General features: G+C 58.4%; 10 protein-coding genes. 5 read left to right on the top strand and 5 right to left on the bottom strand.

The window, feature by feature from the left end; genetic code table 11:
• Nucleotides 1–329 precede the first annotated feature (329 nt).
• Nucleotides 330–1,874, top strand: coding sequence for a TerC family protein (locus ACMGGW_RS12760; protein WP_025303158.1), 1,545 nt, complete (start codon nucleotides 330–332; stop codon nucleotides 1,872–1,874).
• A 16-nt stretch (nucleotides 1,875–1,890) separates the two neighbouring features.
• Here the strand turns inward: ACMGGW_RS12760 and ACMGGW_RS12755 are convergent, their stop codons facing one another.
• The 4 genes from ACMGGW_RS12755 to pabB form a co-directional block, all read right to left on the bottom strand.
• The gene (locus ACMGGW_RS12755) at nucleotides 1,891–3,477 is read right to left on the bottom strand and encodes an EAL domain-containing protein (RefSeq protein WP_197832272.1); all 1,587 of its coding nucleotides are present in this window, start codon (nucleotides 3,475–3,477) and stop codon (nucleotides 1,891–1,893) included.
• 268 nt (nucleotides 3,478–3,745) lie between these two features.
• Nucleotides 3,746–5,110, bottom strand: coding sequence for an L-serine ammonia-lyase (gene sdaA, locus ACMGGW_RS12750; RefSeq protein WP_025303156.1), 1,365 nt, complete (start codon nucleotides 5,108–5,110; stop codon nucleotides 3,746–3,748).
• A gap of 446 nt (nucleotides 5,111–5,556) precedes the next feature.
• Nucleotides 5,557–6,135, bottom strand: coding sequence for a CoA pyrophosphatase (locus ACMGGW_RS12745; RefSeq protein WP_025303155.1), 579 nt, complete (start codon nucleotides 6,133–6,135; stop codon nucleotides 5,557–5,559).
• Nucleotides 6,132–7,505: an aminodeoxychorismate synthase component 1 gene (gene pabB / locus ACMGGW_RS12740; protein ID WP_043143602.1), complete on the bottom strand. Its 1,374-nt coding sequence runs from the start codon at nucleotides 7,503–7,505 to the stop codon at nucleotides 6,132–6,134. Before pabB ends, ACMGGW_RS12745 begins: the two co-directional genes overlap by 4 nt.
• Nucleotides 7,506–8,030: 525 nt before the next feature.
• On the opposite strand from pabB, the gene ACMGGW_RS12735 reads away from it, so the two are divergent.
• Together ACMGGW_RS12735 and ACMGGW_RS12730 are read left to right on the top strand one after the other, a co-directional pair.
• Nucleotides 8,031–9,032, top strand: coding sequence for a glycosyltransferase (locus ACMGGW_RS12735; protein WP_025303153.1), 1,002 nt, complete (start codon nucleotides 8,031–8,033; stop codon nucleotides 9,030–9,032).
• A 70-nt stretch (nucleotides 9,033–9,102) separates the two neighbouring features.
• Nucleotides 9,103–9,342 (top strand): YoaH family protein, encoded by a 240-nt coding sequence (locus tag ACMGGW_RS12730; protein ID WP_025303152.1) that lies wholly within the window; start codon nucleotides 9,103–9,105, stop codon nucleotides 9,340–9,342.
• Between the two features lie 34 nt (nucleotides 9,343–9,376).
• Here the strand turns inward: ACMGGW_RS12730 and purT are convergent, their stop codons facing one another.
• Nucleotides 9,377–10,555 carry a formate-dependent phosphoribosylglycinamide formyltransferase gene (purT, locus tag ACMGGW_RS12725; RefSeq protein ID WP_197832271.1) on the bottom strand — a complete coding sequence of 393 codons (1,179 nt, stop codon included), beginning with the start codon at nucleotides 10,553–10,555 and terminating at the stop codon, nucleotides 9,377–9,379.
• Nucleotides 10,556–10,801: 246 nt separating this feature from the next.
• Here purT and cspE point away from each other — a divergent pair, with 246 nt between their 5' ends.
• Both cspE and dbpA read left to right on the top strand, forming a co-directional pair.
• Entirely contained in the window at nucleotides 10,802–11,011 is a 210-nt protein-coding gene (cspE, locus tag ACMGGW_RS12720) for a cold shock-like protein CspC (protein ID WP_004927572.1), read from the top strand.
• 147 nt (nucleotides 11,012–11,158) lie between these two features.
• Nucleotides 11,159–12,541, top strand: a complete 1,383-nt coding sequence (gene dbpA, locus ACMGGW_RS12715) for an ATP-dependent RNA helicase DbpA (RefSeq protein ID WP_043143580.1) — start codon at nucleotides 11,159–11,161, stop codon at nucleotides 12,539–12,541.
• Nucleotides 12,542–12,565: the final 24 nt, after the last annotated feature.

The raw sequence follows: 12,565 nt of genomic DNA, 5'->3' as shown, positions 1-12,565 counted from the left end.
TTAGCTGTCGCAGACGATATGGTGTGGCGCCACCCTAAACCGCCGTTGAAAAAGCCGCTTTGTCCCCCAGAAAAATCCTGATACAGTAATTTCTTCTTTCATCACTAAGGAGTGAAGGGCCTCAGCCCTCCCTATGGACTGTCACCGAAGTTACTGTTTTTCCAGGTTTCACCCGCCACCTGCTGGCGTTGTATATGCTGTTCGGCCCTTCGGCCATCTCCCGGTAACCCCATCCCGTCACCTTGCTATTGTCGACTGCGCCCATGCAGCGGCGGCATCGTCACGTCTGAGCGGCGAGCGCTCATTCCCACTTTTTTCTGGAGTCTGATATGGAATTTTTAATGGACCCCTCTATTTGGGCGGGGTTGCTTACGCTGGTGGTGCTGGAAATCGTGCTGGGCATCGACAACCTGGTGTTCATCGCCATTTTGGCCGACAAATTGCCGCCGAAGCAGCGCGATAAGGCGCGCGTTATCGGCCTGTCGCTGGCGTTGCTGATGCGTTTGGGCCTGCTGTCGGTGATCTCCTGGATGGTAACCCTGACCACACCGCTGTTCAGCGTCGGCGATTTCAGCTTCTCTGGCCGCGATCTTATCCTGCTGTTCGGCGGGGTATTCCTGCTGTTCAAGGCCACCATGGAGCTGCATGAGCGGCTGGAAGGGCAGACGCACCAGGATGGCGCCAACCGCGGTTATGCCAAGTTCTGGGCGGTGGTGGTGCAAATCGTGATCCTGGACGCAGTGTTTTCGCTTGATGCGGTGATTACCGCCGTAGGCATGGTGAACGATCTGCCGGTAATGATGGCGGCGGTGGTGATCGCGATGGCGGTGATGCTGTTGGCATCCAAGCCATTGACCAACTTCGTCAATGCGCACCCGACCATCGTGGTGCTGTGCCTGAGCTTCCTGTTGATGATCGGCCTGAGCCTGATCGCCGAAGGCTTCGGTTTGCATATTCCGAAAGGCTATCTGTACGCCGCGATCGGCTTCTCGATCCTGATTGAATTGTTCAACCAGATCGCGCGTCGCAACTTCATCAAGCATCAAGCGCGTCGGCCGATGCGCGAGCGCACCGCGGAAGCGATCATGCGCCTGATGGGGCAGCAGCGCGCGCAGCAGTCGGACGATGAGGTCGCTTTGCCGAGGGATGAAACCTTTGCGGCGGAAGAGCGTTATATGATCAGCGGCGTGTTGACGCTCGCCTCGCGTTCATTACGCAGTGTGATGACGCCTCGCACGGACATCTCCTGGGTCGACTGCGAGCGCTCCCGCGAGGAGGTGCGCGCCCAGTTGCTGGATACGCCACACAGTCTGTTCCCGGTGTGTCGCGACTCGGTGGATGAGATCGTCGGCGTGGTACGCGCCAAGGATCTGCTGGTGGCGCTGGAGCAGGGTGAAGATATTGCCGAGTTTGCCGCCCGCACGCCGCCGATCGTGGTGCCGGAAACCATGGACGTCATCAAACTGCTGGCGGTGCTGCGCCGCGCCAAAGGGCGTCTGGTGGTGGTCACCAATGAATTTGGCGTCGTGCAGGGGCTGGTGACGCCGCTGGACGTGCTGGAAGCGATTGCCGGTGAGTTCCCGGACGAGGATGAAACGCCGGATATCGTGGCGGAAGGCGACGGCTGGCTGGTGAAGGGGGGAACCGATTTGCACTCGCTGGAACAGGCGCTGGCCTGCGATGACCTGGTCAGCCCAACCGCAGACTACGCCACCCTGGCGGGGCTGCTGTTGGCTCACTACGGCCAGATGCCGGTGGTGGGGGACACCATTGAACTGAACCACCTGCGTTTCGATATCGTCGAGGTCTCCGACTATCGCATCGAATTGGTGCGTGTTACCCGCGTCGTCTTTGACGAGCCGACGCAGTCGTAACCCTCCCGCCGGGGGCTCAGGCCTCCGGCGGATCCTCTTCCGCTTTCCTGACGCGCGATTCGTACTGTTGCAACCACAGCGGGAAAACGTGGATCGGCATCGGCTTGGCGAAATAATACCCCTGCAGGGCATTGACCTCGCGTGAGCGCAGATAGTCGGCCTGTTCCTCCGTTTCGACCCCCTCTGCCACCAGTTTCAGCTTCAGCCTCTGCGCCAGCGTAATGATGGTGTCGGTCACCGTGGCGTTGACCGCGTCGGTGCCGATGGCCGCGGTAAACCCGCGGTCGATCTTCAATACGTCCGGGCTGAGGTTTTTCAGGTAGCTCAGCGAGCTGTGGCCGGTGCCGAAATCGTCGATAGCCAGCATGATCCCCATGTCTTTCAGCGTGCGAATCTGGTCATACTGGATCGCCGACAGCGCGGTGCGTTCGGTCAGCTCCAGCATCAATGAGGGCATCGGATGTGCCGGCAGCCAAATCTGGCGGATATCGTCGATGATGTTGAGCGTTTTAAAATGCTCGGCAGCAACGTTAATGCTGATGTAGAAGGACGGTCGTGGCGGGAACAGCTGCAGATTTTCCGTCACGGTGTTCATTAGATAGCGAGTGAGCGGAATGATGAGGTCATGCTGCTCGGCCAACGGAATAAACACGTCTGGCGAGATCCACCCCTGCCGCTTCTTTTTCCAACGCAGCAGCATCTCGACGCCGGCACAGCGCCCGGTATCGCTGTGAATGATCGGTTGGCAGTAAACGCGGAACTCCCGATGGGTAATGGCATGGCCAATGTGGTAAGACAGGCTCATGCGGTTAGCGGTGAGCAGGTAGACCACATAGGCCGCCAGCAGGCTGATCAGCAGCGCCAGCGGGATATGGCGCGGCAGTGCGGAAAACGCCAACATGCCGACCTGCGGGCCGAACAGCGAAATCGAGAACGGGTAACGCTCGGAACCGGTGGTGTAACGCAGATCGTTGGTCAGGGTGTCGCGGCGCAGGATTTCGCGGCGCCCGTATTCCAGGCTGCTGTCGGCTACGTTCAGCACCATGCGCTGAACATAAGGCTCCTGGGGTTCGAGTAAAAAGTTCGATAACAGCTCGATATTGAAGACGTGCAGCACGCCGCTGCTTCTATCGCCGGGGGAGGGTGTCCACATCACCAACGTGGGCAGTCCTTTGCTCACCGCCAACGAAGGGCGCAGCGCCAGCCTGACGTTGCTGTTGACGAAAATCGGCAGCACTGCAGCCAACTGATAATGTCGGGCGCCAAACAGACTGGAGCAGTAGATGATGCCATTTTTTACCAGCAGCATGGCGCGCAGCGCCTGATTTTGCGCGGCGCGAAAGCGCAGGGTCGATGAGACGTTCTCGCAGGGTTGTTCCAGCATGTCCATACTGCGTTCCGCCTGCAGCTGCGCGGGGGACAACAGCTGGTCAATTTTGCCGACGGTGCGGGTGGCCAACGTTTGCTGGCTCTGCTCGATGCTTTTGACCTCTTGATAGTAACGGGTATACAGCGATACCAACAGAATAGCCACGCCCACCGCTCCGGCCAGCAGCCAACGGTAGTAACGATATTGGGACGCGGCGAGGTGGGTCATCAACATCCGGTAAATCCTTGTTCGGTAATCCAGCTCCGAGTCACAGTCAGGCCACAGCTCCTTAAGTTGCGCTCGGCTAATTCTAGCCTGAGGTTATACAAGATTGATGGTAACTCAGTAAATTATTTCGATTTGGCAAAACAGAAGGTCAATTTGCAGGCTAACCGCTGGATCGATGAGAAAAATGCAGGATATTTTCTGGTGACATTGTCACTAAAAACGGTCAATGAATTGATTGCCCATAAAAAACCCCGCCGGGCGGCGGGGTTGTCTGTCAGTCGCATTGCACCTTGATTGCCAGGCCACCGCGTGACGTTTCTCGGTATTTGGCGTTCATGTCTTTGCCGGTTTCGTACATGGTCTCGATCACCTTATCCAGCGAAACGCGCGGTTCGCTGGTGCGGCGCAGAGCCATGCGGGCGGCGTTGATCGCCTTGACCGAGGCGATGGCGTTGCGCTCGATGCACGGCACCTGTACCTGGCCGGCGACCGGGTCACAGGTCAGCCCCAGGTTGTGTTCCATGCCGATTTCCGCCGCCACACAGACCTGCTCAGGGCTGCCGCCCAGCAGTTCAGCCAGGCCTGCGGCCGCCATGGAGCAGGCCACGCCGACTTCGCCCTGACACCCGACTTCGGCGCCGGAAATGGACGCGTTCATCTTGTACAACGCGCCGATGGCGCCCGCTGCCATAAAGTAACGGATGTAGATATCCGGGCTGACGGACTCGATAAAGTGATCGTAGTAAGCCAGCACCGCAGGCACGATGCCGCAGGCACCGTTGGTCGGCGCGGTGACGACGCGGCCGCCGGCGGCGTTTTCTTCGTTCACCGCCAGCGCGAACATGTTGACCCAGTCGATCACGTTCATCGGATCGTTAGACAGTTTGTCCGACGCCACCAGCATGCGGCGCAACGCGGAAGCACGGCGCGGTACGCGCAGCGGCCCCGGCAGCACGCCTTCGGTGTTCAGACCGCGATCGATACAGGCACGCATGGTTTGCCAGACGTTGCCGAAGTAGGTTTCGATCTCTTGCTTGCTGTGCAGCGCCAGTTCGTTCTGCATCACCATGCCGGACAGTGACAGCCCGGTCTCGCGGCAGTGGTCGAGCATTTCGCGCGCGGAGTTGAATGGATAAGGCATTTGCAGCTCTTGCTCGGCGTCCTTACCGAAGTTCTCCTCGTCGACGATGAAACCGCCGCCGATGGAGTAATAGGTCTTGCTGTACACTTCTTTATCGCCGGCGAAGGCGTGGATTTGCATGCCGTTCTCGTGCAGCGGTAGGTTGTCGCTGCGGAAGACCATGCCGCCGTCGCGTGGGAAATCGACTTCATGCAGGCCGTTGGCCAGCATCAGGCGTTGACGTTGTTCTACATCGCGAATAAAGCCAGGAATGCTATCGATATCGACGGTGTCCGGCATGTTGCCGGCCAGGCCGAGAATGATGGCGATATCGGTATGGTGACCTTTACCGGTCAATGAGAGTGAGCCGTAAACGTCTACGGCAACACGCGTGATAGAAGGCATCAGGCCTTTATTTACCAGATCGTCGACAAACTGTTTGCCGGCTTTCATCGGTCCAACCGTATGAGAGCTGGACGGGCCGATGCCGATCTTAAACATGTCGAAAACGCTAATCACGCTAAAACTCCTTAAAGAGACGTATTGTTATGGCTGCGGCGGTTAAAAACCGCGCAGGGAACAGCGATATTGTAAAAGGGCCGTGCGGGTTCGGCTGCCTTTTTCGCATGAAATTAAATAATCCGTGGTGTCGCTTTTTTTACTGATTACCCGGGGCGAACCCTTATGCGAGGTATCCGCTTTCGCCCAAGCTCCATTAGCGGTAATCGCGCCAGCTTTCCGTGCTGAACGCCGCCGGCTTAATCCCTGTTTCTACAGTGGTTTATCTCGGACGGTGGTATTTTACAGGTATTTCGTAAGGTTTAAGAGAGGGTTTACAGTTTTTTTAAAACCATTCAATCGGAACGGTAGTTGAAAAAGCGTTCAAATGAAGTGATTTCGATCGCTTTACCGGCAGCGGAGGCCGTCGGCCATGCCAGATTGCGAGTCAGATCACGTAATATGGGCTAAATACTGACCTGCTGCGCCAGACGCCGAATGATGGCTGCGGTCAGCCCCCAGATAAACTGGCTGTGATACCAGGAGAGGTAAATGCGGTGCGTATGGCCGGCGCGATGAATATCCAGCGGATAGTAACGCGACAGGGTCAGCGCTTCCCTCAAGGGCATCTCGAACACGTCCGCCACTTCACCCTCATTGGCGTGGAACTGCACATCCGGCGAGACCAGGCCGACGATGGGCGTGACCTGAAATCCGGTGCTGCTGTCGAGCGGCGCCATTTGGCCGAGGACGGTCACCGCCTGCGGTGGTATCGCCACTTCTTCCTGCGCTTCTCGCAGCGCCGTGACGATCGCCGACCCGTCTTCGGCATCGGTTTTACCGCCGGGGAAGGCCACCTGGCCGGCATGTTTGCGCAGCGAGTCGGCGCGGCGGGTCAACAGCAGCGTCGGCTCTGCGCGGCAGACGATCGGGATCAGCACCGCCGCCGGGCGCACATTGTGCGAGATCTGCGCCGCCTGGGGCAGCTGCAGTTGAAAACGGCTGATAAAGGCGTGCAGTGAGGCCGGTGTGTTCGATGGGATCACGACAGGGCACACTCCCCAAGCTGCGGCAGAATACGGCCAACCTTGTCAAAGGTCTCCTGGTATTCCGCCTGCTCCTGGCTGTCCGCCACGATGCCGCCACCGGCGGAGCAGTGGATGCGGCCGTTTTCGGTGACGAGCGTGCGGATGGTGATATTGGTGTCCATGGTGCCGCAGGCGCTTAGGTAACCGATACTGCCGCAATAGGCATTGCGGCGCTGCGGCTCCAGCTCTTCGATGATTTCCATCGCCCGCACCTTGGGCGCGCCGGTGATCGAGCCGCCGGGGAAGCAGGCGCGCAGCAGTTCGGCCGCCGAGGTCTGTTCCGGCAGGGTTGCGGTGATAGTGCTCACCAGGTGATGCACGGCGGGAAACGGCTCCACGGCAAACAGTTCCGGCACCCGTACGCTGCCAGGCTGGGCGACACGGCCGATATCGTTGCGCAGCAGATCGACGATCATCAGATTTTCAGCGCGATCCTTGGGGGAATCGGCCAAACGGCGAGCCTGAGCGGCGTCCTGTTCCGCGTCCGCCAGCCGCGGCAGCGTGCCCTTGATCGGGCGGGTTTGGATGCGCTGCTGCTCCAGCCACAGGAAGCGCTCGGGAGAGACGCTCAGTACGCTGTTGTGCGGCAGGCGCAGGAAGGCCGAGAACGGCGCGCGGTTGCAGGCGCTCAATCGACAGAAAGCCTGCCACTCATCTCCCTGATAGTCGGCGGAGAACCGTTGCGCCAGATTAATTTGGTAACAGTCACCGCTGCGCAGGTAGCGCTGAATACGTTGGAATTTCTCGCCGTATTGCCGCCGGCTCATATTGGCGCGCCAGTCGCTCAGCAGCGTGAAAGGGCGTTCTGTCGGCGCGGTTTGGCTATTGAGCCAGCACCAGCGCTGTTCCACGTCGCCATAGCTGAGCAGCGTCAGGGTTTGCAGACGGTGATCGGCGATCAGCGCCCAGTCATAAATGCCCACCGCCATGTCCGGCAAGGCGAGGTCGGCTGCGGCCAACTGCGGCAAGCTTTCCACCCGCCGCCCGAGATCGTAGCCGAACAGCCCCAGTGCGCCGCCCTGAAATGGCAGATCCGGGTTAAACGCCGGTTGCCAACCTTGCGCCACCAGGTGTTGCTGCAGCAGGGAGAATGGATCTTCCTTCGACTGAATAGTGACGCCGTCACTTTCTATTTTCGTGCTGGCGCCCTGGGTGGTGAGCGTAACGCACGGCTGCGCGACCAGGATGTCGAAGCGGTTATGCGAATGGTCGGCGAAGCCCGAATGCAGCAGCATCGCCCACGGGTGGGTTGAAATCGGGGCGAAAAGCGTCATCAGGGCACTGCGGCTGTAGGGCAAAGATTTTATGTTTGGGGCGGTTACGCTCATGAACGTCAATAAACCTGGCTGTGAGGACGGCGATATCTGGCGGCTAGTGTGCCATAGACGGTCACGTCATGCATGTTTTGCCACGCGCGACATGGAGCACAGTTCACATAAACGGCAGTTCAATAAACCTGAGATAAGGCATTTTTTGCGCCATTGATTATACTTCGATATGTTAAAAATTTAACGTCAAATGCACTGGACGTTTATTCATCGAGGGCGCAAGACCCGAGAAATATAAAAAAGGTTCGTTAATTTCATACTTTTATTGTTGCTTGCTGTTATTAAGCTGGCGATGCGAAACGGTTTTGCCTGTGTTTTTTCATGGTGGCCGTCTTGTGAAAGTTATCCCTTGTTGTGGAACGCTTTTCTTGTCGAAAGCATGAAAAGACAAACAAGATTAATCTTATTTAGCCTGCGGCGGAAATGTGAAGGTTCGCGTTTTATTTCGCTCGTGCGCTGAAGCGGTTTCTATTTTTTAAAAAAATAAAATTATCATTTTGTTACATTATTATTGAAGAGCTACCTATGTCGTTAATGCTGAGCGTCATCGTCCCGATGCACAATGCGGGGGAGTTATTGGAGCCGTTCCTGGTCTCGCTGCTGGCCCAGCGCGAGCAACGGTTGGAGGTGATCATCGTCAACGATGGTTCCACCGACGGTTCGGGAGAGATTGCGCACCGTTACGCGGCGGTGCATCCGCATATTCGCGTGATCGATCAAGCCAATGCCGGCGTTTCTAATGCACGTAATGCCGGGCTCGCCGTTGCCCGAGGTAAATATGTGGCGTTTCCGGACGCCGACGATTTATTGGCGCCCGAGATGTATTCCACGCTGTTGGAACAGGCAGAACGACACCAATTAGACGTGATGCAATGTAATGGTGAACGCTATTTTACCAGCCAAGACGAATTACAGCCGATTTTTCCCGAGGCGCGTTTACGCACTACCGACGTTATCACTGGCGTTCAGTGGTTCGAACGTGCATTGAAGTCGCGAAAGTTTATTCATGTTGTATGGCTGGCAATATATCGCCTCGATTTTATTCGCCTGCATCGGCTTTATTTTGAGCCGGGGTTGCATCACCAGGATATTCCCTGGACGACGGAAGTCATGTTTAATGCCAAACGGGTCAAATATTTAAGCACGCCGCTGTACCGGCAACGGGTGCACGACAAGTCGATCAGTAACCGTCGTCGCACCGGCAAAGCGAACGTAGAGTATCAGCGTCACTATATGAAAATCGTCGAAATGCTGGAGCGGCTCAACCGGCGCTATGCGGGCACTGTCGCCATTCGTCCCGCTTTCCATTGGCAAATCACCCGTGAGGCGTTGGGCATTTGTCACAGTATCCGTCGTGAGCCGGATCCGGCCGCCCAGAGTCAGATTACCGAAGAGTTCTATCAGCGCGGCATCGACAGAGCGATGTTCGCCAATACGCGCGGCCTGAAGCAGGGGTGGCATGTCATGCTGTGGCGGCATCGCCTGAAGCAGTGGCGCAGCGATAACGGCTGTTCGCAACCGGCCTGAGCCACAAGACGTTGGGATCCGCCGCGTTAGCGCGTATACTCGCTCTCCCTTTTGCCGGAGAGAACGACACATGCATGCAGGTATGCCATTACTGAGCCACGCGGAGCAGCAGGAAGCGGCGGATCGTATCCATCAGCTGATGGAACAGGGCATGAGCAGCGGTGAGGCCATTGCTCGCGTTGCGCAGGAAATTCGTGAGCAGCATCAGGGCGCTCAGGTTGCGGTGCTGTTTGATGACGAAGACGAACAGCAGGATGCCGCACCGGAGGCGTCGCGGGACGACGATGCTGAAGAAGACGAAGACTATTGATGTTATCGGGGCCGCGTAAGCGGCCCCGTGAGTGTCAACCGTTGGCCGCCACGGCGGCAGCGGCCTGTTTCGCTTGTTCCACCGCGAGTTCCGTGGTGTCCGCCGTCGCCAGCGCTACACCCAGGCGGCGCTGGCCGGCGATTTCCGGCTTGCCGAACAGACGCAGCTGGTTGTGCCCGCGCAGCGCGTTTTCCAATCCGCTGAAGCGCACATCGGTGCTGGTGAGCTGTGGCAGGATCACCGCCGAAGCGGAAGGGCCGAACTGGCGGATAGCGCCGATCGGCAAACCGAGAAACGCGCGCACGTGTAGGGCGAACTCAGACAGATCCTGTGAGATCAACGTAACCATGCCGGTATCGTGCGGGCGTGGCGACACTTCGCTGAAGATCACGTCGTCGCCGCAGACGAACAGCTCCACGCCGAACAGGCCGAAGCCACCCAGGGCTTTCACCACCTTCTCCGCGATAGCCTGAGCACGGCTCAGCGCCGTAGCCGACATACGCTGAGGCTGCCAGGATTCGCGATAATCTCCGTCTTCCTGACGGTGCCCGATCGGCTCGCAGAAATGCACGCCGTCCACGGCGCTGATGGTCAGCAGCGTAATTTCAAAATCAAATCTTACCAGCCCTTCGACGATCACCCGGCCACCACCGGCACGGCCACCCTGTTGGGCGTAATCCCAGGCGCTTTGCAGCTGTTCGGGCGTGCGGATCAGGCTTTGGCCTTTGCCGGAGGAGCTCATCACCGGTTTGACGATGCACGGGTAGCCGATGTGTTCGACCGCCTGCCGGAAGGCGATTTCACTGTCGGCAAAGCGGTAGCTGGAGGTGGGCAGAGCGAGCTCTTCCGCCGCCAGACGGCGGATGCCTTCACGGTTCATCGTCAGGCGGGTGGCTTCGGCACAGGGCACCACGCGGTGGCCCTGGCGTTCAAGCTCGACCAGCATGGCAGTGGCGATCGCTTCGATTTCGGGAACGATATAGTCAGGCCGCTCTTGTTCGATAACGGCTTTCAGCGCGTCACCATCCAGCATATTGATGACGTGGCTGCGGTGCGCCACATGCATGGCGGGGGCGTCGGGATAGCGATCGACGGCGATCACTTCCAGACCGAGGCGCTGGCATTCAATGGCGACTTCTTTACCCAGCTCCCCGGAGCCGAGCAACATAACGCGGGTGGCGGAAGGGCGCAGGGCGGTTCCAATCGTTAACATAGTGTCGTACCTGGATCGGTGAAAGTAAGCGGATTGATGATCGGCGGGCAGTATATACGAAAACGATTGCGTTCACAGCCGCTGCGCCAAGTTTGTTGCTAACTGACTGTTTTTATAACAAACAGAAATATTTGCCCTGCATGAGCGATTATGCGTTAATAACCGACGGCGAAAGAAGGCCTACATATCACAGGGTTTTCGCGTCTCGTGCCGTTAAGGCAGGTTTATCAAGTAAAGGAAACACAAATGAGCAAGATCACTGGTCACGTTAAATGGTTCAACGAAAGCAAAGGTTTCGGCTTCATCACGCCTGCCGACGGTTCTAAAGACGTTTTCGTTCATTTTTCCGCTATCGTTAGCGATGGGTTCAAAACCCTGGCTGAAGGCCAGCAGGTTGAATTCTCCATCCAGGACAGCCAACGTGGCCCTGCTGCAGCCAACGTCGTTGCGATTTAACGACTGCGTTGCCAAGAAACCCGCCGCCGGCGGGTTTTTTTATGCCCGCACCCCGTAACGCCGCCCATCTCTGTTATCATTTACCCCTGATTCGGCGCCAACCTGCGGGCGCGCCGCCATTCCATTCGTCATATAAGAGTTATCGCCGTGAGCACAGTTTCTTTTTCTTCCCTGCCGCTGCCAGCCGAACAGTTGGCCAACCTCAACGAACTGGGGTACGCCGAAATGACGCCGGTACAGGCCGCCGCGTTGCCCGCCATCCTGCAAGGGCGGGACGTGCGCGCCAAGGCGAAAACCGGCAGCGGTAAAACGGCGGCCTTCGGCATTGGTCTGCTGAACAGTATCGTCGTCGGTCAGGTCGCCACGCAGGCGCTGGTGCTCTGTCCCACCCGCGAGCTGGCCGATCAGGTGAGCAAAGAGCTGCGCCGCCTGGCGCGTTTCACGCAAAACATCAAGATCCTGACGCTGTGCGGCGGTCAGCCGATGGGGCCGCAGCTCGATTCGCTGGTGCATGCGCCGCACATCGTGGTGGGGACGCCGGGCCGTATCCAGGAACACCTGCGCAAGAAAACGCTGCAGTTGGACGAGCTGAAGGTGCTGGTGCTGGATGAGGCCGATCGCATGCTGGACATGGGGTTCGCCGACGACATCGACGATGTGATCAGCTATACGCCGCCGCAACGTCAGACGCTGCTGTTTTCCGCCACGTACCCGGCAGGTATCGAGCGCATCAGCGCGCGCGTTCAACGCCAGCCGCTGAGCGTCGAGGTGGACGATGGAGAAGCGCAGGCCTCCATCGAACAACGCTTTTATGAGACTACGCGCGATCAGCGCCCGGCGCTCCTGGTGTCGGCTATTCGCTATCATCAACCCGCGTCCTGCGTGGTGTTCTGCAATACCAAACGCGATTGTCAGACGGTGCTTGAGGCCCTGGAGGCCCGCGGCATCAGCGCGCTGGCGCTGCATGGCGATCTGGAACAGCGCGACCGCGACCAGGTGTTGGTGCGTTTCGCCAACCGCAGTTGCCGGGTATTGGTGGCGACCGACGTTGCCGCACGCGGGCTGGATATTAAAGAGCTGGAGCTGGTGGTCAACTACGAACTGGCGTTCGATCCCGAAGTGCATGTGCACCGTATTGGCCGTACCGGCCGCGCCGGCATGAGCGGGTTGGCGATCAGCCTGTGCACGCCGCAGGAAATGGCGCGGGCGCACGCGATTGAAGACTACCTGCAGATGAGCGTCGACTGGTCGCCGGTGTCCGAGCTGAGCGGGGCGGCCAACGGCTCGCTGGAGGCGGAGATGGTGACGCTGTGCATCGACGGCGGCCGCAAGGCGAAGATCCGTCCCGGCGATATTCTCGGGGCGCTGACCGGTGATGCCGGGCTGACAGCGGCGGAAGTGGGCAAGATTGACATGTTCCCAGTGCATGCCTATGTCGCAATCCGCAAAGCCAGCGCGCGCAAGGCGCTGCAACAGTTGCAGCAGGGCAAAATCAAAGGCAAAAGCTGCAAGGTGCGGCTGCTGAAATAAGCCGAAGGCGGGCGGCGGTTTGCC

The organism is Serratia sp. BNK-4 (genome assembly GCF_048685115.1).
In the GTDB taxonomy this organism is placed as follows: Bacteria; Pseudomonadota; Gammaproteobacteria; order Enterobacterales; family Enterobacteriaceae; genus Serratia; species Serratia bockelmannii.
This window is presented reverse-complemented; position numbering and strand designations above follow the sequence as displayed.

Excerpts from the sequence above, each read along its gene's own strand:
- purT (WP_197832271.1), bottom strand. The coding sequence starts at position 10,555 with ATGTTAACGATTGGAACCGCCCTGCGCCCTTCCGCCACCCGCGTTATG.
- ACMGGW_RS12760 (WP_025303158.1), top strand. The coding sequence starts at position 330 with ATGGAATTTTTAATGGACCCCTCTATTTGGGCGGGGTTGCTTACGCTG.
- ACMGGW_RS12730 (WP_025303152.1), top strand. The coding sequence starts at position 9,103 with ATGCATGCAGGTATGCCATTACTGAGCCACGCGGAGCAGCAGGAAGCG.
- ACMGGW_RS12735 (WP_025303153.1), top strand. The coding sequence starts at position 8,031 with ATGTCGTTAATGCTGAGCGTCATCGTCCCGATGCACAATGCGGGGGAG.
- pabB (WP_043143602.1), bottom strand. The coding sequence starts at position 7,505 with ATGAGCGTAACCGCCCCAAACATAAAATCTTTGCCCTACAGCCGCAGT.
- cspE (WP_004927572.1), top strand. The coding sequence starts at position 10,802 with ATGAGCAAGATCACTGGTCACGTTAAATGGTTCAACGAAAGCAAAGGT.
- ACMGGW_RS12755 (WP_197832272.1), bottom strand. The coding sequence starts at position 3,477 with ATGTTGATGACCCACCTCGCCGCGTCCCAATATCGTTACTACCGTTGG.